This is a genomic window from Streptomyces sp. NPDC001153, from assembly GCF_053598315.1.
Genome location: NZ_JBSFJZ010000065.1, coordinates 1 through 19630 on the forward strand (window position 1 = coordinate 1; position 19630 = coordinate 19630).

Below are 19630 nucleotides of genomic sequence, written 5' to 3' on the forward strand. Positions count from 1 at the left end.
GGAGCGACGGGACGACATCCATGAAGCCTTCCTCGGGCTCGCTACATGTCTCATCACCTACAGACACGTCCGACGCCTTTGTTAGGACCTCTTAGACGGTGTCCTATGTGGTGATCGCTCGTTGGGCTGTCTATGGGGCGGGGTACGTGGAGTTGGATTGTTCCGGACGGGTTGTGGGAGATCGCGAAGCCGCTGATCCCGCCGTCGAAGGTGCGGCCGCAGGGCGGCGGAACGCAGGACACGCCTGATGAGACGCTATTTACGGCGATCATCTATGTGCTGGTCAGTGGTTGTGCCTGGCGGGCTCTGCCGCCGTGTTTCGGGATATCGAAGTCGACCGCGCACCGCCGGTTCCTGATCTGGTCGCGGGCCGGGGTGTGGGGCCGGCTGCATGAGGCGGTGCTGCACCGACTCGATAACGCCGGCCTCATCGACGTCTCGCGGGTGGTCCTCGACTCCGCTCACGTGCGGGCTAAAAAGGGTGCGAACTCACAGGTCCGAGCCCCGTGGACCGGGGCAAGCCGGGTTCCAAGATGCACGTCCTGTCGGACGCGAACGGACTGCCCCTGGTCGTCGGCGTCTCGGCCGCCAACACCCACGACAGCGAGGCGCTGAAGCCCATGGTCGAGGGTCACCAAACGAGACACGACCCCCGCCGCGGCCGCCACTTCAAGCCCCAACGCTTGCACGCTGACAAGGCGTATGACATCCCCCACCTGCGGAAATGGTTACGCGGCAAGCGCATCGGCGTGCGCATCGCCCGTAAAGGCATCGAGTCCAGCGAACGGCTGGGCCGCCGAAGGTGGGTGATCGAGCGGACGATCTCGTGGCTGTCCGGCCACCGCCGACTCAGCCCCCGCTACGAACGCCACCCCCGCAACTACCTCGCCTTTCTCGCCCTAGCCGCAGCACTGTGCTGCTACAAGCGACTCCTCCGCCTCACCACATAGGACACCGTCTTAGAAGGCTCATGAAGATCTTGGGGTTCTGGCCCCGCCGCGTGAGCGGCGGGGCCAGACTCGTTTCGTGGTGATGGGGGAATGGGCCGGGGAGACGGTCGGGCCGGATGTGTGGGAGACCTGCCGGGAGTTGATTCCGGCGGGGAGTGTGTTCGCGTTTCTGGCCGAGCACCGTGGTGCTCTGTTCCCGGCGGAGATGTTCGCGGACATGTACCCGTCGGCGAACGGGCGCCGAGCATGCCGCCGCAGCTCCTGGCCGCGGCGATCACGCTGCAGGCCCTGCACGGGCTGTCGGACTTCGAGACGGTCCAGGAACTGCAGTGTGACCTGCGATGGAAGGCCGCCTGCGGGATCGGTTTGCATGACATGGCGTCCGATCCGTCGTTGCCGGCCTACTTCCGGCGCCGGCTATCCCGTTCGGCCCGGCCCAACCGGGTGTTCGAGGCGGTGCGGGAGGTGGTGAAGGCCACCGGCGTGCTGAAGGGCAAGCACCGGCGGGCACTGGACTCCACCGTGCTGGACGACGCGGTCGCCACCCAGGACACCGTCACGCAGCTGATCGCCGCCGTCCGCGCGGTGATCCGCGAGGTCCCCGGGGTCGGCGAGGTGGCCGCGGTGCAGTGCACCGCGTACGACTACAACGACCCGGGCAAGCCGAGGATCGCCTGGAACGACGGACTGGGGGCGGGACCGGAAGCGCGAGAAGGCCGAGGCAGACCTCGAGGAAGTCCTGGCCACGTTCGCCGGGTTCGACAACGGACTGATCCTCACCGAGGCAGCCGCCGCCGTCCGCCGCTGGTGAGGCGACGAGGCGGCAGGGGGAATGACCTCAGCTCAAGCCGGGCGGTGCGGCCTTGTCACGGCCGTTGTCCGGCTCCTCACCCGGGCAAACCGTTTCTTCCGCTCCCCGCCGCGGCGACTTCTTCCTCACAGCCATCGCAGCAGCCGCACGAGCCAACTGCGCTTGCACCTGCTCGAATGCTCGCGACCCTGACCGCTTCCGCTTATGACTTCCGCTCATACACGTTCAACGTCCCATCGCATTGTCCGTAACCGCAATACCGCCAAATGGGGCACTGTTCCCCCTGCTCCAACTCGCCGGCGGGGCAGGATCCCGGCCAACGTGGTCCTCGGCATCATGGCCCAGGAGTCCAACCTGTGGCAGGCCGAGGGCGGATCGATCCCCGGGCAGATGGGCAACCCGCTGGCCGCCGTCGACGGCTACTACGGCCACAAAGCCAACCCCAGCGACCCGGCCGCCTACTGGCAGATCAACTGGGACGAGTCCGACTGCGGCTACGGCGTCGGCCAGGTGACCGACGGCATGCGGCTGGCCGGTCACGAAAAGCCGGGCGAGACCAGCCTGGATCCGCGCCTGCAGAAGCTCGTCGCGATCGACTACGCGACGAACGTCGCGGCCTCCCTGAAGATCCTTGCCGACAAGTGGAACGAGGTCCACCAGGACGGCCAGAAGATCACGGTCAACAACGACGACTCGTCCAGGGTGGAGAACTGATTCACCGCCGTGTGGAACTACAACCTCAGTTTCACCCCTCCGTCGCAGGCCTGCAGCCATTCCGGGCACTGGGGCCTGGGCTGGTACAACTGCGCCCTGTACGAACGACACGGAGACGGGGGCTCCAGCCGCTACCGACACCTGGCCGACCTGCTCTTGATCAGCCAGCAGGAGAGGGTCGACGCCCCCACGGCCTACCAGGCTGTACATCGGGAAGCCGAACTCCGCGCGCCCTGGTCAGCCGGGCACGTCAAAGCCGTGTACGCAGTGAGGCCGTCCGTCGAAGCCGAAGGCTGCCCGAGCGCATTGCCGACTTCCGGGCATCGCCTGAATGCACCGCATCGCGGCCGGTCGGGCGATAGAGTTGAAAGGTGCGTTGATCTTCCGGGTGGCAGCTACGTACAGCCGCAGACGGTGCAGGGTGCCTCATAACAACGCCGTTTCTCGGCAGCCGTTCTCGGAACTCGACAACATTCTGGATCCGCTTGATCAACATCTGTTGCCTTAACTCGGCATCAACCGTTCTCGCGTCACATCGACGAAGCCAGAGGATCCCTAGAAACTGCCGTCGGCAGGGAGTTCGCGCATTCGCCCAGCGGTAGACATCTGTGAGCCTGACCGAAGCGGCATCAGGGTGCGAGGCGCACGCCGATCGGCTACCGCCTGTTGACCCTTCGCCTGACAATCAGGGCTCGTGCGACGGCCCATGACTGGAGCGTTATGGCTGGATCTCAAGCTGAACTACGTTGCTGCCGCCTCGGAGGCCGGACGTGAGGCAATCGGTGGGTAGTTCCTCGGGCAGCCCGGCGACGGTCCGCTGAACGGGATGGCCTTGGCCTCGTCCTTGGATGACGTGGCCCCGCTGGATGACGACCAGGACGCCCGCGACGCGGACTGTGCTGGCACTGTCGTACACGATCAGCGACCTGCTGCCGTCGGCGTATCGGACCGTTTCCTGCCCACTTCCGCCGGACACGGCGACGCAGGAAGCCGCCGGTGCGTCTGAGGAGAAGGACCCGGTGGCGGCAGCGATACGGCCGGGGCTGACCGTGCAGGTGTACGTGATGTCCGCGTACACATGGGTCGGCCGGGGCAGGAGGGCGAGCGGTGGGTCGTAACGGCTGACACTGTGGCCCGTGCAGCCGACGCTGCCCCCTTCGCGCGTTGTGGCCTGACCAGCCGGCGCCCACGCCAATGACGACGCCGCCAGCACCAATGAACACAGTGTCACCGGCATGCCACGCTTACCGAACATATTCCCCTCCAGCACGTCCTGCACCGCTAATGACCCTGGTCTACCCAGGGGAACACCCCCTGCCCCAGCGCCTGGAAGTGCACAGCCCGCGCACGAACCGCTCGGCGCGCGGTCGCGCGCGCCTGGCCTCCCGCTGGATTCCATCCGGTCGGCTCCGGCCGCATCGGACCTGGCACACAGCGGGTAGCAAGTGCCGGACGAGTCCTCGTCGAGCAGGAAACGAGCAGGAGGAGATCTCCCGTGGGCCGTACCACCCTCACCGTCGCTACCCTCGCCCGCAGGCGTATCTTCGCCATGATGGACCCGGACGGGGACGGGATCATCTCGGCGCACGACTACCTCTCCCGGGTCGGCCGTGCCGTCCATGCCACGGGACGTACGGAGGACGACCCGCTCGTCGTCGCGGCCCGCGAGGAAGCCCACAAGGCGTGGGGGGCAATGGATGCGAACGGCGACGGGCAGCTGACCTTCAACGAGTACGACGCATGGGTCGGCGCCGACAAATTCGACAACATCTGCCGGTTCGCCCTCGGCTCACTGTTCGACCTCGCCGACGCCGACGGGGACGGTGCCCTGGACAAGGCCCAATTCACGGCTCTGCGCACCGCGCTGAACAATGCGCCCGGAAACACTGGTGCCGCGTTCGAGGCGCTGGACGCCGATGGCGACGGACGAGTCGGCCGTGACGAGTACCTGGCGGCGATCCGTGCCTACGTCATCGGCGACGCCTCCCCGATGGGCGAGGCCCTGTACTAGGCACTGCCTGGTGCGTTACGCGCTGAGAAGCGGTTGGCGGTGTTCATGTCGGCGGCTGGGGTCCGGGCATCGTTCGCTAACCGTGTGCGGGCTGCCCAGGGTGAGACTTGCCCGACAGCCTGCCCACAGCATTGGCTCAGGAACCGTTTGCATCAACTGGGCACTGTCTGGATTCACGTCACGCGGAGTCAGGACCGCCGTCGGTTTTCCTTGCGCCAGACGAACTTGAGTCCTGACCAGTCCTCACCGAGCGCGGCAACCTTCACATCGACGATACCGAAGGGAAGGAAAAGGTCGCGCAGGGCGCTTTCGGTGATGTCGCTGTGGTGACCGGCTGCGCGGCGGGGCCAGGCGATCCACAGCATCGCCTGATCGGCCAGGGCCTCGACCAGTCCGGAAGCCTCGGCGGACAGCTCGCTGAAGGACCGGTAGAAGGCGATAGTGGCATCGGCACCGGCGGGGCCGCCGTCGGTAACCGTGCAGCGTTCGGGGAGACCGGGAATCTCCCAGGGGATCGGCCCATGGAACAGGCGAACCTTGTAGCCCGGCTTGATACCGATCTTCTGGGCAAGAGGCGTGCTGGAGTAGCCACCACTCGCCATGGCAGCGCTCATGTCTGGATAAGGGTGAGAACGTTGCCGGCAGGGTCTTTGACCTGCGCCTTGGTCACCCAACCGTTATCGGTCGGCGGCATCACGACGACAGCTCCCAGCTTCCTGGCGTGAGCGACGGCCTGCTCGAGGTCGGGGACCGCCACGCCAAGGACGACACTCGCGTGTTCGGCTTCCACGATTGCCCCGCCAAACCCGCCGGGCGTGTGGACCAGCGCATAGCCCGGGCCCTTGCGATCGATCCGCCAGTCCAGCAGATCGCCGTAGAAACGGTTCAGCTCTTCGTCGTTGGGTCCGCTGATGTCGAAGTGCACCACCGCGCTCGCTGGGCGCGGACTCTGCTCACTCATGTCAGGTTCTCTTCCTGGTGGGGCGCGTTGCTGTCCTGGGTCTGGATGGCGGCCGGGAAGGCTTCCATGAGCATCTCGGCGAGCTGGTGCAGCCGTTCGGGACAGGCCCGGTATAGCCGGTACGTGCGGTCGATCCTCATCGTGACCAAGCCGGTCTTGCGCAGCGATTTCAGGTGCTCCGACACGGTGGCCGGGGCCAGGCCGAGTTGTTCGGTCACCTCACCCGCTTCCCGCTCGTGCTCCCACACCTCGAAGAGGATCCGCCGCCGGTGCCTGCTTGCGACCGCGCGCAAGAGCTCATCGAGATCATCTGGCTCAACCACAAGGATGACGCTACTTCGTAATAATCCGAAATACAACCCTCAATCCGCGCGGAGCGCCGCACCCGGCCAGGAAGGGCCCGGCGCGGCGCTCCAGGACGCTGCTACTGGGTGGTGGTTTCGGTGACCACGAGGAACTGGTCGCTTCCGAGGTCCATCACGACCTGGGCGCCCGGCCTGACTTGGACGCGCTGAGCGGCGGCGTACTCTTCCGCCGACCAGGAGCCGCGGGGTCCTCCGGCCGGGAACCGCTCCAGGACGGTGCGCCGGGTCTGGGTTGCCTTCAAGGCGGCCTCCCTCCGGGAGCAGCTGGTGGTCACGGGTCGGTGTCTTCGGGGGCGGGGACGTCGCCGAACATGTCGTCCATCGCCTGTGTGACGGCGGGCCGCTTCTCGGGCCGGGTCGCGTTGAGGACCGTGTTGGTGAGGCTGATCAGGTCGATGTCCTCGAAGAGCTCGGTGAGGTCCGCGATGGTCTCCGGGTCCAGGACGACGCCGTCGGGGCGTTCGCTGTCCAGGTAGCAGCTCATGGCGTCGACGTAGTCGGCGAGCCGGTGGGCCATGGCCGGGGTGACGTCGAAGCTGCGGCAATGCTCCAGGCACGGACCGAGGGCCCCGGTCGGGCTGATGTGGATGCGGATGCTCTGCCCGGAGCCTGGGGCGGCCTGTCCGAAGCCGGTGAGCGCTTCAGCGAGAGCCGTGATGGCACTGTTGCGGTCCGCGTCCGCATCTGCGGTCGCAGTTCCTGCGTCATCCCGCTCCGCGTCCAGCAACGGCGCTTCCCAGAGCACTTCGACCGTTTCGGCGTGCAGCCGCATGAACTCGTCGGCGGTGTCCGGGAGCGTGAGGTGGCCGATGACACGCAGCAGGTCGCCGGGCTGCCGCTCGGTGAGCATGCGTGCGCGGTTTCCGATTCCATGGTGGTGCAGGGAATGACCTTCCCTGTCAAGTCAGTGTGTTCAGGCTCGGTGGAGGAACTGGCACGGTAGTCCACCTGCCTCGTCCCACCGAGGGGTACAGGCGCTGCCTTCAGTGGATGCTCAGCCCAGTGCATTCAGGAAGACAGCGCCGTGTCCTGGTTAGGAAAATCTCCGCTTCCGGAGGCTCGCCACTGTTCGATGCGGCGGATCAGTCCACAGGGAGCGGGCTCGCGCCCCGTGCCTGCCCTCCGGTGGCGACTGCCCAAGGGGGCTGACGCCCTGGCGTAGCGGCCTTCAACGATCGGAGAAGCAGCTGACGCAGCATCCGGAATGGTTCTCCAGTGGATCAGAGGTCGAGGACCAGGCGGTCGCCTTTGGCTCGGGAGACGCAGATCATCATGGTGTCGCCTGCGGCGCGCTCCTGGTCGTCCAGGACCGAGTCGCGGTGGTCGATCTGTCCGGACAGCACCTTCGTCTCGCAGGTTCCGCAGATTCCCTCCTCGCAGGAGGTCATCACCGGCACACCGGCAGCTTCGACGGCCTCAAGAATGGACATGTCCTCAGAGACGAGCAGTTTCTTGCCGGACTGGGCCAGCTCGACCTCGAAGCTGCCCTGCGGCCCGGCCGTGACATCCCGTTTCGGGGCGAAGCGCTCCAGGTGCAGAGATCCGCTCGGCCACTTCTCGCAGCCGGCCTCGACCGCCGCGAGCAGCGGGTCCGGGCCGCAGCTGTAGACGGCTGTCTTCCGTTGCGGCTTGCCGAGCAGCGAGGGAAGGTCCAGCAGCCCGTATTCGTCCTGGGGCCGCAGGCTGATCCGGTCTCCGTAGGCCCGCTGCAAAGTCTCACCGAATGCCATCGACGCTCGGGTGCGGCCCCCGTAGACGAGGCGCCAGTCGGCGCGGGTGGCGTTGACGGCTGCGACCATGGGCAGGATGGGGGTGATCCCGATTCCGCCTGCGATGAACAGGTAGTTTTTGGCTTTCACGAGCGGAAAGTGGTTGCGTGGCCCGCGGATTCGTACCGACTCACCTTCGGTGAGCACGTCGTGCACGTAGCTCGACCCGCCGCGACTTTCCGGTTCACGCAGCACCGCGACCTGAAGACAGGTCCGGTCCCCCGGGTCCCCGCACAGTGAATACTGCCGGACCAGGTCGGCTCGCAGTACCAGATCGATGTGGGCTCCCGGCTGCCATTCCGGCAGTGGACGTCCCTGCGGGTCGCGCAAGGTCAGCAGCACGACACCTTCGGCTATCGTTTCCTTACGTTCCAACACGAGGTCGAGTTCGGCTTCGGTGCTAAGTGTGCTCATGATCGGCCTTCCATTTCTTGCGGTGATGATTCGGTGATGCGTCCTTTTCTGAGCGATCAGGACGGGAAGCAGCGGCCGAAGTCGCGCAGGAGTCGGGGTGAGCCCCGCAGCTTGATCTGCCGGCGCACCAGTGCCCACGCCAGCAGTGATGGCTTGCTGAGGAATCGCAGCCAGGTGCGCGTGTCGGCGGTGATCCTGAGATCCGGCTCACCGTGGTGTCCGTCGGTGACATCGAGTGCGCGGTCGCGGATGGTCACGGTGATCTGCCTGGACTCGTCGCCGGTGAAGGTGAAGTGATAGGTGGCGGACATGTCCTTGGCCTGTTCGCGCTGAAAGATCAGCGGCAGGCCTTCCACCAGACCGTCGATGCTGTTCGCGCGCAGGCTCATCGCGACATGCTTCGTGCGCTTGTTGGGGAACCGGTCGGCCACGTGCTGCTCGGCGTCGGAACCCGGGACGACGTAGACGGTCTCTTCTTTGTCCAGCAGTGGGCGTACGACCTGGGTCAGATGTGCCTTGCGATCGTCCAGCCAGGGGCCGATGACGTCCTCGCCGGCCGGGCAGACTGACATGCAGTAGGCGGCTTTGTAATTGGCGCCGAAGGAGAGGCTTTGCCACATGGACGCGCTCTCGCTGTCGCTCACTCGCGAACGGTAGTCGTGGGCGTTACGGCTTTCGGCGACCTGTTCGGCCCAGTCGCCGAAGCCACCCATGAACTCGCGGTAGTTGTGTGTGTAGCAGGCGGAGAAGTTGAAGTGACCGTCGGAGGCGATCGCCCCGGTCGGGCAGGCCGTCACGCACAGCTTGCATTCCAGGCAGGGGTTGTACTCGATGGGCTGGGTGTATTCGCTGACCTCGGCGTCGATGAGGATGGTGCCCAGCAGGATGAAGTTGCCGAATTTGGGGTGGATGACGTTGCGGTGGATTCCCATCTTGCCGAGCCCGGCAGCCACGGCAACCGGCTTGTGCGAGACGACCCATGTTTTCCTGGGGAACTTGTCCATCTCCATCGGAAAACCCATCGCGGGGTTGAGGGCGCGCACGCCCATCGCCTCCAGCTTGCCCACCACTTGCCGGCCGACCTCGTTGGAGTGGTCGCCGGTGTGATGGAATTCCAGGTTGGCGACCGAGCGCGAGGGAGTGCGGATGTTCTCCCGGTTCATTCGGGTCACGAAGCTGACCAGCACTCGGACACCCGGCAGCGCGGCTTCCAGGTCTGCTCGCTGGTCGGCGACTTCCGGTCGGTCGATCTCGACGAAACCGACGTCGTCCGCACCCGCGTCGAGACAGAGCTGCCGCAGCCAGGACGCGTCCAGTGGCTCGGCGGGCCGGGTGACGCCGCGGTCGTGCTGCTGGCGGACTTTGACGACGGTGGGATGGTCGTCGAGCTTGTTCTTGCTGGCCATCGTGCATCCTTTCCTGTTTCTAACCTGGTGTCAGGTGTGCGGTGACCGCTCGTGCGACGGTGTCGCGCACCTCGGTATGGGTGGGGGTCGGCAGGCCGCGTTCGGCGGCGAGTTCGGCCAGGGAGGTCATCCGGACGCCGGGTAGGGCACAGGCGGTGAAGGTGGTGTAGACGCTCAGGTCGGGGTCGATATTGAGGGCGAAGCCGTGGCTGGAGACGCTCCCGCTGATGCGCATGCCGATCGAGGCGAGTTTGCGGTGATCGGGGGTCCATACGCCCGCCAGGCTCTCGGACCCCGGCGGCGTCTCGCGGCGGACCGCTGGGAAACCGAGGCTGTCCAGTGCGTCGATCAGTGCCTGCTCGACACGGCGGATCAGGCCACGGGGGCCGAGCTCGCGCACGTTGAGCACGAGGTAGCCGATGAGCTGGCCGGGGCCGTGGTAGGTGGCATGTCCGCCGCGGTCTGTCTGCACCAGGTCGATGGGTGAAGCCGCGTCGGGCAGTTGGTCGTTCGGCGTCCGGGCGGTGTAGGTGATCACCGCAGGGTGCGTGAGCAGGAAGAGCCGGTTGGCGGCGAGTTCCTGTTTGCGTTCCTCAACCCAGCGGGCCATGTCCGTCTGCGCCGCCGCGTAGGGTATTTCTCCCAGGTCGACGCGTTCCAACTGCCGGTGTGACGGTTGTTCACCCACGGATCTCGGCGCCATCACCCCTCGTCCCCTCCCTCATGACCGCGGTTCGACCGCTCGGCGACTCGGCCAGTCGCCAGCTTCTGGATGCGCGGATGGTTCTGCAGCGCCCAGCGCACGGTCTTCGGCGGGCGCCCGAGCAGGGTTTCCAATTGGTCGGTGACGCCGCGGTATCCGCCGCCGCCGATCAGCCGGGCGAGGGTCTTTATGTGCTCCGCGGTGTGCGGAAACTCGGCCAGGGCGGGGTCCACGTAGGTCTCGTTCCAGGTTTCGACCTCTTCGGGCACGGAGGTGACTTGGCGTCCCAGCACGGCCCCGAAGTCCTCCGCGAACCCGTGCATGTCCTTCAGTTCCGGACCGGTGAGCTCGTAGATCTTCGAGATGTGCGGCGCCGGGTCGGCCAGGATCTTCGCGCACGCCTCTGCCACGTCGTAGCCCGCGACGGGCGGGAAGCGGTGGTGGCCGAAGGGCAGGCGCAGTTCACCGTTGCTCAGCGGGGCCAGGGCCAGCCAGGTCATCAAGGGGTTCTCGACGAATATGGCCGCCCGTATGTTGACGGTCGGGAGGCCGGACCACTCCAGCACCCGCTCGGCGACCCAGTGGGCGCGCTGCTGCGGCGACCAGTTGGCGACGAGTCCGCCGAGCCATGCACGCCGTTCCTCGACCGGCGCGGTCATCTTCTCGAACGTCATGAACGACTGCTCGTACTCGGACATGTTGACGAAGACCTCGATGTCGCCCTGGGCCCGCGCCGCCGCGGCCATCAGGCTGACGGCGTCGGTGTAGTACGGCGACAGGCTCATGCTGAAGTAGATGCGCCGGACGCCCTTCAGCGCGGCTGTCACGTCGGCGATGGTGAGCAGGTCTCCGACGAAGACCTCGGCCCCGGCCTGGCGGAGCGACTGCGCGCGTTCGTCGTCCTGCCGTACGAACGCCCGCACCGGATGTCCTTGGTCGAGCAGCATGTCGACGATCGTTCGGCTCACTCCGCCGATATGACCGGCGGCTCCGGTGATCAGGATGGGATGGCGCTCTGACATTGGTGATTCCTCTGTCTGATTGGGGTGTGAGTCAGCTGGATGGGAAGGCCACGAGATGTGGCCGGCGATCGTTTTGGGTCGCTTCGGTCGCCTGGGGCGTCTATGCCGTCGCTCGGCGAGGTGGCGGGCCGGGGTCTCGGTCGGACTCGTGGAGGTGACCGGGCCCGTCGGAAGCGGTCGATGACGGTGAAGCCGCCTGGCTCGATGGCCGCCTCCACGCGTGCCTTGGGCCCTCTGCCCACCGGACTGTGCCGGCCAGGCGGATTCTGCGCAGTGTCATCGGGGTACGGGGCCGTCGATGTGGGCGAGGAAGTCCAGGAGTGCTGCGTTGGTCTCCGCGGGACGCTCCTGCTGCGTCCAGTGCCCACAGCCCTCAAGCACCACCACGTCGTGCAGGTGCGGGACAGCGCTCAGCGGGTTGTCCGGCCCGCCCTCGCCTCGGAGAATCTCGCCCATCGAGGGGCCCCCGTCCGGGCTGCGAAACGAGGTGACCATGTCGCGGTCTCCCACCACGTACAGCGCGGGAACGTCGATCCCCCGCCCCCGGAATGCGGCGAGCAGTTCGTTGTTGCGCTCGATGTTCCGGTACCAGTTGAAGGCTCCGGTGAACGCCCGCTCGCCGTGGAGGGCAAAGTCCTCGGCGTACGCCTGGATGTCCTCCTCGGTCAGCCAGGCCGGCAGGTCGGGTGAAGCCGGCATGGTGTCCAGCAGGCCCAGACCGTCGGGTATGACCAGCGGGCGGGGCTCCCTGCCGAGCGGGTTGTCGCCCGAGGCACCGACCAGGAGGCGGCGGAAGGATTCCGGGATGTCCTTGGCGAACTCGGCGTCGGCGACTCCCGGCTGCTGGAAGTAGACCTGGTAGAAGCCCTCGCCGTACTGGGTGCGGGTGATGGAGGGCGGGACCATTCCGCCGGGCAGGATCGGCGGGACACTGAGCCCGGCCACCGCACGGACCTTGTCGGGGCGCAGCATCGCCGCGGTCCAGGCAACCGGTGCGCCCCAGTCGTGTCCCACGACGACCGCCTGTTCCTCGCCGAGTTCCTCGATCAGGGCGATCACGTCGCCGACGAGGTGAAGCAGGGTGTACGAGGTGACGTCCGGCGGCTGCTCACTGCGGGCATAGCCGCGCTGGTCCGGGGCGACGACCCGGTACCCGGCCGCTGCCAGCGCCCCGAACTGGTGACGCCAGGAGTACCAGCTCTCCGGCCAGCCGTGCAGCAGCAGGACCAGCGGCCCCTGCCCCTGCTCGGCGATGTGCAGCCTGATCCCGTTCACGTCGACGAAGCGGTGGGTGAGCGAACTTTCCATGAGAATTTCCTCGGATTCGGTGAGGGCGTGCTACTTGTTCAACTGCGGGTAGAGGGCCTCCAGACCGGCGGACAGCTGCGACTTGACCCAGCGGGTGGTGTCGTCGGCCAGCACCTCGTGCGCCCCCGCCTCGATGCCGTCGAGGGCGGCTACGGCGACGTCGCGGGGGTCGGCCTTGGGAGCGTCGACACCCGAGGTCATGTCGGTGTCCACGTAGGCCACGTGAAGTCCGGTCACCGCGATGCCGCGCGGCTGCAACTTAAGACGCAGGGAGTTCGTCTGCGACCACAGGGCGGCCTTGGAGGCGCCGTAGGGCGTGCCGTCGGCCAGCCAGGACAGGGCGGAATGGACGTTGAGGATGTGCCCCCCGCCATTGCGCTCGATGATCGGCACGAAGGCCCGGGTGACCAGCAGCGGCCCGTAGAAGTTCGTCTCCAAGTCACGGCGCACCTCCTCCATCGGGGAGTCGAGGTACGAGGCGCGGACCGAGGCGCCGGCGTTGTTGATCAGGATGGTGACGTCCTCGGCCTGCTCGGCGGCGGCCGTCACGGATGCGGGGTCGGTGACCTCAAGAGCCAGCGGAACGGCACCGGGGTGCGTCACCGTGCGCGGGTCACGGGCCGTGGCGTAGACCTTTCCGGCCCCGCGCCCGTAGAGCTCCTCGACCAGCATCTTGCCGATGCCCCGGCCGCCCCCGGTGACAAGGACAGTGGCGCCTTCGATTGCTGTCACGACTACCTCCACAAGCTGGAAACCGATCGGTTTCTCTTACCGTAAACCGATCGGTTTCTTCGTGCAAGTCAGGTCATAGTCGTATGAAACGCGTCAGCAGCCATGAGGGAGCGATGACCACACCCGGAGTCCGGCGGAGAGACTGAGGGGTGCCCTGTCGTACGGCTCGGCGTCGCCGGGATGCCCCGCCGGCGGCTTTACGGGCCCACCCGAGTCGGCGATCAGGGGCGACCACCTTCCGGCGGCACAGGGAAATCAGGGGCGGCAGCCACTCGGGCCGCCGTGACGGCCCCGGCAGCGACGGGGACTCACGGCACGAGGTCACGACTGCAGGGATCGGTTCACCGGTTGGCCCACCGCCTCAGGTGACTGATCGGTGAAGTAGCTGCGTGTCCCAGGCCGTCGTCCAGTCCGTACGGGGGCCAACGGCAAGACAGGTACGGACAGGCCCCACCCTCCGTCTGTCTGATCCCGCACCCTGGGAGCTGCTGGGAGACGGTCAGCCCACATGCTGCGGCTCGACGGTGGTAGCCACTCGGTCGCGTCGAGGTCCCCGTGCGGCTCCGTCCACGAAAAAGGCCGCGGCCTGGCGCAGGCCCGTCTGGGTGAGATGACGTCGGCCATGTCGCCCATGGGCCCTTCGGCGCTTGTTACCGGGCCGGAACCACCGGCATCGTCATGTACCTCTCCTTAGGTCGGCCAGACTTGTCTCGGGGCAGTCACGCCACCGCGTTCAACAGGTCGGCCAGTACGTCGGGCCGTTCCAGGGCGATGAAGTAGCCGGCCCTCGGCACCTGCGTGAAGTCGGCGGCCGACAGCAGCTCCTTGTTGGCTTCCCGGTCCGAGGGCCGGGACCAGTCCTTCTCGCCATAGACGAGGCGGACGGGGGCCTTGACCTCGGGATAGCGCGAGCGGGCCGCGATGAGGCTGGGCAGGTTCTGGTACACCGCCGGGCGACGGCTGGGTATCCGGGGCGGCGGCCCACTTGGAGGAGCTCGTCTACGTAGTCCGCCCGCAGCGCGCTCTTGTCGCCGAGGCCGCCCTGACGGATCTTGCTGGGGGCGGTCTTCGGCTCTACCCCGGCGATCACCGGACCGGGCGATTCCACCCCGGAAGTCGTAGGCGTTCACCGCGACGACGCGCCGTACCCGCTCCGGCAGATCGGCTGCGGTGGTCAGGGCGAGCACCGCCCCCATGGACTCACCGACCAACGTCACGTCCTGGAGGTCGAGTTCGGTAAGGACTGGTAGCAGAAAGAAAGTATGGAATGACTGAGCGTCAGCTGGGGTTCCTCTTGCGTTGACTTGGTTGATGCGGGGGTGTGCGACGGCTACTGGGGCGGGTACGCGCAAGCCGTGGGAGATCGAGGACGCGTTGTGGGAGCGGATCGAGCCGCTGCTGCCGGTTGTGGAGCGGCGCTACCGGTATCCCGGTCGTAGGCGGCTTGACCAGCGCAAAGTGCTGTGCGGGATCTTGTTCGTGCTGTACACCGGGATCCGGTGGGAGTTCCTGCCGCAGGAGCTCGGCTTCGGTTCCGGGATGACCTGCTGGTGGCGGCTGCGGGACTGGAACGAGGCCGGAGTGTGGCAGCAACTGCACGAGCTCCTGCTCGCCGAACTGCGCGCCGGCGACGTGCTCGACCTGTCCCGTGCCTTGCTCGATGGCTCCCACCTGCGGGCGTTGAAGGGGCGGGGATGCCACCGGGCGCTCTCCGGTGGACTGGGGTAAGACAGGCAGCAAGCACCACGTCATCGTCGACGCCCACGGCATCCCGCTGGCCGCCACCGTGACCGGCGGCAACCGCAACGACGTCACCCAGCTCCTACCTCTGATCCAGGCTGTGCCGCCTATCAAGGGCAAGCGCGGACGCCCGCGCCGGCGCCCCGACGTGCTTCTGGCCGACCGCGGCTACGACCATGACATCTACCGCCGCTAGGTCCGCGACCTGGGTATCCGCCCGCTCATCGCCCGACGCGGCACCGAGCACGGCAGCGGACTGGGCAAGAACCGCTGGGTCGTGGAAGCCGCCTTCGCCCTGCTCCACTGGTTCCGCCGCCTATGCATCCGCTGGGAGATCCGCGCCGACATCCACCATAGGCATCAACCAGTGGCGCGAGGAGACGGAATGGCCCCTGTCGCGGGCCGTGGACACGGTTTTTCACCTGCGCGCGGACGGACGCCTGACCCTTGAGCCGCCGTCCACCGCCGAACAGGCCGAGGAGTTCACCTACGACCCCATGGATCCGGTACCCACCAGCGGCGGCGCGCTCCTCATGGGCGGTGGGCTCCTCATGACCGACGAGTTCCGCCCCGGGCCGCTCGACCAGGCGGCCGTGGAGGCGCGCGAGGACGTCCTGGTCTTCACCACCGAACCGCTCGCCGAGGACGTCGAGGTGACCGGTCGCATTCGGGCGGTTCTCTTCGCCGCCACGGACGGGCCCTCGACCGACTGGGTGGCGCGCCTGTGCGACGTGGACGAGCACGGCGTCTCCCGCAATGTGGCCGACGGCATCGTGCGGGTGCGGGCGATACCGGGTGAGCCGGCCGAGCGCGTCGTGGACCTGTGGTCGACCAGCATCGTCTTCCGGGCAGGGCACCGCATCCGGGTCGCGGTCACCTCGAGCAACTTCCCCCGCTGGGACCGCAACCTCAACACGGGCGAGCCCGAGCAGAGTGCGACCACGGCCCGAGTGGCCCGGCAGCAGATCTTCCGCGACCCCGACCGGCCGTCCCGCATTGTCCTGCCGGTGGTTCCCGTCCGGTAACAAATGCCGAAGGCCCCATGGGCGACATGGTCGACGTCATCTTGCCCAGACGGGCCTTCCCCAGGCCGCGGCCTCTTTCGTGGACGGAGGGTGCGGCCTGTGCGCATGTCCTGCCCGTTGGCCCCCTGCGGACTGGACGACAGCCTGGGACACACGGCTTCTCCCCTGCGCCGCCCGAAGGCGGGCCGCCCTGAACGCCGATCACGGCTGGGCCCGTAAGGCCGCCGTCGGGCATCCCGGCGACGCCCGAGCCCTCCACATGACTGCTGAGGCGTTTCAAACAACTATGACCTGACTTGCGCAGGAAAACCGATCGGTTTACGGTGGATGAAACCGATCGGTTTCCTAACTCCTGGAGGTAGTGGTGACAGCAATCGAAGGCGCCACTGTCCTTGTCACCGGGGGCGGCCGGGGCATCGGCAAGATGCTGGTCGAGGAGCTCTACGGGCGCGGGGCCGGAAAGGTCTACGCCACGGCCCGCGACCCGCGCAGCGTGACGCTTCCCGACGCCGTTCCAGTGGCGCTGGAGGTCACCGACCCGGTCTCCGTGGCGGCCGCCGCCACGCAGGCCGAAGACGTCACCGTGCTGATCAACAACGCCGGTGCCTCGGTCGGTGCGTCCTTCCTCGACTCCCCGGTCGACGACGTACGCCGGGAGTTCGAGACGAACTTCTACGGCCCGCTGCTTCTCGCCCGGGCGTTCATGCCGGTCATCGAGCGCAATGGCGGGGGGCACATCCTCAACGTGCACTCCGTGCTCTCCTGGCTGGCCCTCGGCGGCTCCTACAGTGCTTCCAAGGCCGCGCTGTGGTCTCAGACGAACTCCCTGCGTCTGGAGCTGCAGCCGCGCGGCATCGCTGTCACCGGCCTGCACGAGGGATACGTGGACACGGACCTCGCGGCCGGCGTCGACGCACCCAAGGCGGACCCCCGAAAGGTCGCCGCACTCGCCCTGGACGGCATCGAGGCCGGAGCGTACGAGGTGCTCGCCGGCGACATCTCAGTGGCTGTCGTGCAGTCCACACCTAGCCTCAGATCAATGATGGGACGCGCGACCTGAGGGTCTCGTCTCGCCTTCAACCCTTTCCTCGAGAACACAAAGAGGTGAGCGCATTGGTTGATATTCTGCGATACGGCCTCAAAGAGGCGCTGGGCCCCAGAGAAGTGCCCGACTCTGCGATTGCGCTGATCGACGACGAGGGGACGGTGGTCGGTTGGACGAACACCGCGCAGAGGCTGTTCGGTTACGCAGCCGGAGAGATGGTGGGCCGGCCAGCCTGGTTCGTGCTGCCGTTTCTCCAGAACGTACTGCACGTATGGGCGGCCAGCGAGCAGCACCATGCCCGCGGCGGCTGGTCCGGCACAGTGACGACCCATCACCGCGACGGCCACACACTCCATGTAAGCCTGCGTCTCTCGCTGTTGTGGGGGCTCGACGGGGCAGTCCACTGGCTCGTCTCGGGCACCGATATCGCCGCGCTCTCCGCGGTGGAGACCTCCGGATCGGTGCGGGAGTCGCTTCTCACCCGCACACCGATCGGCATCGTGGTTCGTGACTTGGAACTGCGCTGCGTCTGGGTCAACGACGTCATCGAACGCCAGGACAGCATCCCTCGTGGCCAGCGGCTCGGACGGCGCCTCGCGGACTCGCTGCCCGGCGCCGAATCCGAGGCGCTGGAAGCGGTGATGCGCCAGGTGCTCAGGAGCGGCAAGACCGCGGTCCATGAATACCGGGCACGGCCGCCGACGGATCGGCGCCGGGAACACGCCTTCGCGGCCTACCATTTCCGACTGAGCGACGCCGACGGCCGACCACTGGGTGTGTGCTCCATCAGCGTGGATGTCACCGGCAACCAACGGACCCGCGAGCGGCTTGCCATCCTCAGCGAGGCCAGCACCCGGATAGGCGGCACCCTGGACGTGATGCAGACCAGCCAGGAAATGGCCGACCTCGTCGTGCCCCTCCTGGCCGACTACGCCGTCGTCGACCTGGCGGAGTTCGTCCCGCTCGGCGGAGAACCTGCCGCCCGCATCGGCCCGACGGGGCAGCGCGGTCAGGCGTTGCGCCGAACCGGCCTGGCCTCGATCCATCCGGGGACTCCCGAGTCGCCCTGGACGCGTGGCGAATCCATTTTCGTCCCGCCGACCTCACCCTGGATCAGTGTGCTGGCTTCGGGCGCCTCTCACCTGGAACCCACCCTGGACACCTCTCCTGGCACGTGGGTCGACAACGACCCCGCGCGGGCGCGGACCATCCGTGAAAACGGGATGCACTCCATGATGCTTGTCCCCATCCGCGCGAGGCACACCACGCTGGGTGTGGCCTTGTTCGTCCGCACTCAGGAACCGATGCCGTTCCAGGAGGACGACCTGCTCCTCGCCGAGGAACTGGTCACCCGGGCCGCACTGTCCCTGGACAACGGTCGCCGATACACCCGCGAGCGCACAGCGGCCCTCGCGCTTCAACGCAACTTGCTTCCGCAGAGCTTGAGGGACAGCGCGGCGATCGAGGTGGCCTCGCGCTACCTGCCGGCCGATGTAGGCAACGGTGTCGGCGGCGACTGGTTCGATGTGATCCCACTGTCCGGTGCCCGGGTGGCGCTTGTCGTCGGAGATGTGGTCGGGCACGGCATCAACGCCGCAGCGACCATGGGAAGTCTCCGAACGGCCGTACGCACGCTGGCGGACATGGACTTGCCCCCCGACGAACTGCTGTCCCACCTCGATGACACGGTCCGGCGCCAGACAGATGAAGACGACGACGGGGACGGCCGCCCCGTGGTCATCGGCGCCACCTGTCTCTACACCGTCTACGATCCGGTCACCCGGCGGTGCACGACGGCGCGGGCCGGGCATCCGCCGCCCGCTGTCGTCGGCCCGCAGGGAAAGGTCACGTTCCCCGACCTCCCCACCGGAGCCCCACTCGGCGTCGGCTCGGTCCCCTTCGAGGCCGTGGAGATGGAAGTGCCCGAGGGGAGCCTGCTCGCCCTCTACACGGACGGCTTGGTCGAGACTCGCGACCGCGACATCGACGTCGGCATGCGGAAACTGGGCGCCACCCTGGCCGCCCACCCCCAACGGCCCCTGGACGATCTCTGCTCCTCGGTGATCGAGGCACTGCCGACCCAGTCACCGTCCGACGACGTCACCCTCCTCCTGGCCCGGACCCGCGCTCTCAGTCCGTGCCAGACCGTGTCTTGGGACCTGCCTCGGGACCCGGCCGTCGTACACGGTGCCCGCAACCTAGTAGCCCAGCAACTGGCCCGGTGGGAGTTGCACAGGCTGATCTCGGACACGGAGGTGATCACCAGCGAGCTGGTCACCAACGCGATCCGGCACGGCGCCGGGCCCGTTTCCCTACGTCTGATCAAGCACCGTCAGCTGACCTGCGAAGTGTCAGACGCCAGCAGGTCCTTCCCACGCCTCTGTCACACCCGCAGCACCGACGAGTACGGCCGCGGCATCCTCCTCGTCTCCCAGCTGTCGCGCAGGTGGGGCTGTCGCTGGACAACGGGCGGCAAGGTCGTCTGGGCCGAGCAAGATCTGCCCGGGCACGATGGAGAGAATCTGGCATGAACCCCGCATCCCACAGGGTGAGCAGCGCCCTAACTCATCGGGGTCGCGCCACGCTCCGTCCCGGGGACGCCGCGGTCTCCTATCGCACGCTCGACCAGGGCAGTGGCCGCATGGCCGACCCGC

At 67.2% G+C, this 19630-nt stretch carries 19 protein-coding genes and 2 pseudogenes; 8 read left to right on the forward strand and 13 right to left on the reverse strand.

The window, feature by feature from the left end; genetic code table 11:
• The first annotated feature begins 132 nt into the window (after positions 1–132).
• From ACWDEN_RS43250 to ACWDEN_RS43260, 3 genes and pseudogenes are all read left to right on the forward strand, one after another.
• Positions 133–950 (forward strand): IS5 family transposase gene (locus tag ACWDEN_RS43250; protein ID WP_450863463.1). Its coding sequence is split into 2 segments (ribosomal slippage): positions 133–484 and positions 484–950, totalling 819 coding nucleotides; the frame shifts between segments, so codons are not numbered across the junction.
• An 82-nt stretch (positions 951–1032) separates the two neighbouring features.
• Positions 1033–1634: pseudogene (locus ACWDEN_RS43255) on the forward strand (transposase); the annotation flags it as partial.
• A gap of 448 nt (positions 1635–2082) precedes the next feature.
• Positions 2083–2475 (forward strand): hypothetical protein, encoded by a 393-nt coding sequence (locus ACWDEN_RS43260; RefSeq protein WP_351601917.1) that lies wholly within the window; start codon positions 2083–2085, stop codon positions 2473–2475.
• A 718-nt stretch (positions 2476–3193) separates the two neighbouring features.
• Here ACWDEN_RS43260 and ACWDEN_RS43265 read toward each other — a convergent pair.
• Complete coding sequence (locus tag ACWDEN_RS43265) at positions 3194–3754, reverse strand: hypothetical protein (protein ID WP_351601915.1); 561 nt, start codon at positions 3752–3754, stop codon at positions 3194–3196.
• Positions 3755–3970: 216 nt separating this feature from the next.
• Between ACWDEN_RS43265 and ACWDEN_RS43270 the strand changes: the two genes are divergently transcribed.
• Positions 3971–4486: an EF-hand domain-containing protein gene (locus ACWDEN_RS43270; RefSeq protein WP_450863466.1), complete on the forward strand. Its 516-nt coding sequence runs from the start codon at positions 3971–3973 to the stop codon at positions 4484–4486.
• Between the two features lie 188 nt (positions 4487–4674).
• Here the strand turns inward: ACWDEN_RS43270 and ACWDEN_RS43275 are convergent, their stop codons facing one another.
• From ACWDEN_RS43275 to ACWDEN_RS43330, 12 genes are all read right to left on the reverse strand, one after another.
• On the reverse strand, positions 4675–5100 hold the full coding sequence (locus ACWDEN_RS43275; RefSeq protein ID WP_351601909.1) for a DUF3052 domain-containing protein: 426 nt from the start codon (positions 5098–5100) through the stop codon (positions 4675–4677).
• Entirely contained in the window at positions 5097–5447 is a 351-nt protein-coding gene (locus ACWDEN_RS43280) for a VOC family protein (protein ID WP_450863467.1), read from the reverse strand. Before ACWDEN_RS43280 ends, ACWDEN_RS43275 begins: the two co-directional genes overlap by 4 nt.
• Positions 5444–5770 carry an ArsR/SmtB family transcription factor gene (locus ACWDEN_RS43285; RefSeq protein WP_351601903.1) on the reverse strand — a complete coding sequence of 109 codons (327 nt, stop codon included), beginning with the start codon at positions 5768–5770 and terminating at the stop codon, positions 5444–5446. Before ACWDEN_RS43285 ends, ACWDEN_RS43280 begins: the two co-directional genes overlap by 4 nt.
• 101 nt (positions 5771–5871) lie before the next feature.
• Entirely contained in the window at positions 5872–6054 is a 183-nt protein-coding gene (locus ACWDEN_RS43290; protein WP_351601900.1) for a hypothetical protein, read from the reverse strand.
• A 29-nt stretch (positions 6055–6083) separates the two neighbouring features.
• On the reverse strand, positions 6084–6662 hold the full coding sequence (locus tag ACWDEN_RS43295; protein WP_450863470.1) for a hypothetical protein: 579 nt from the start codon (positions 6660–6662) through the stop codon (positions 6084–6086).
• Positions 6663–7032: 370 nt separating this feature from the next.
• On the reverse strand, positions 7033–7995 hold the full coding sequence (locus ACWDEN_RS43300; RefSeq protein WP_450863471.1) for a PDR/VanB family oxidoreductase: 963 nt from the start codon (positions 7993–7995) through the stop codon (positions 7033–7035).
• A gap of 56 nt (positions 7996–8051) precedes the next feature.
• On the reverse strand, positions 8052–9401 hold the full coding sequence (locus ACWDEN_RS43305; protein ID WP_450863473.1) for an SCP2 sterol-binding domain-containing protein: 1350 nt from the start codon (positions 9399–9401) through the stop codon (positions 8052–8054).
• 19 nt (positions 9402–9420) lie between these two features.
• Positions 9421–10011 carry a lipoyl(octanoyl) transferase LipB gene (lipB, locus tag ACWDEN_RS43310; protein WP_450863474.1) on the reverse strand — a complete coding sequence of 197 codons (591 nt, stop codon included), beginning with the start codon at positions 10009–10011 and terminating at the stop codon, positions 9421–9423.
• Positions 10012–10103: 92 nt separating this feature from the next.
• The gene (locus tag ACWDEN_RS43315; protein ID WP_351601885.1) at positions 10104–11126 is read right to left on the reverse strand and encodes an NmrA family NAD(P)-binding protein; all 1023 of its coding nucleotides are present in this window, start codon (positions 11124–11126) and stop codon (positions 10104–10106) included.
• A gap of 276 nt (positions 11127–11402) precedes the next feature.
• On the reverse strand, positions 11403–12434 hold the full coding sequence (locus ACWDEN_RS43320; protein ID WP_450863476.1) for an alpha/beta fold hydrolase: 1032 nt from the start codon (positions 12432–12434) through the stop codon (positions 11403–11405).
• A 30-nt stretch (positions 12435–12464) separates the two neighbouring features.
• Complete coding sequence (locus ACWDEN_RS43325; RefSeq protein WP_351601880.1) at positions 12465–13166, reverse strand: SDR family oxidoreductase; 702 nt, start codon at positions 13164–13166, stop codon at positions 12465–12467.
• Positions 13167–13885: 719 nt separating this feature from the next.
• Positions 13886–14518 carry an alpha/beta fold hydrolase gene (locus tag ACWDEN_RS43330; RefSeq protein WP_351601877.1) on the reverse strand — a complete coding sequence of 211 codons (633 nt, stop codon included), beginning with the start codon at positions 14516–14518 and terminating at the stop codon, positions 13886–13888.
• On the opposite strand from ACWDEN_RS43330, the pseudogene ACWDEN_RS43335 reads away from it, so the two are divergent.
• From ACWDEN_RS43335 to ACWDEN_RS43350, 4 genes and pseudogenes are all read left to right on the forward strand, one after another.
• A pseudogene (locus ACWDEN_RS43335) lies at positions 14478–15357 on the forward strand (IS5 family transposase). The gene ACWDEN_RS43330 and the pseudogene ACWDEN_RS43335 overlap by 41 nt on opposite strands.
• Positions 15311–15931, forward strand: a complete 621-nt coding sequence (locus ACWDEN_RS43340) for a CocE/NonD family hydrolase (RefSeq protein ID WP_450863479.1) — start codon at positions 15311–15313, stop codon at positions 15929–15931. Before ACWDEN_RS43335 ends, ACWDEN_RS43340 begins: the two are co-directional and overlap by 47 nt.
• A gap of 364 nt (positions 15932–16295) precedes the next feature.
• On the forward strand, positions 16296–16991 hold the full coding sequence (locus ACWDEN_RS43345) for an SDR family oxidoreductase (RefSeq protein WP_351601875.1): 696 nt from the start codon (positions 16296–16298) through the stop codon (positions 16989–16991).
• A 44-nt stretch (positions 16992–17035) separates the two neighbouring features.
• The gene (locus ACWDEN_RS43350; RefSeq protein WP_450863481.1) at positions 17036–19507 is read left to right on the forward strand and encodes a SpoIIE family protein phosphatase; all 2472 of its coding nucleotides are present in this window, start codon (positions 17036–17038) and stop codon (positions 19505–19507) included.
• Positions 19508–19630: the final 123 nt, after the last annotated feature.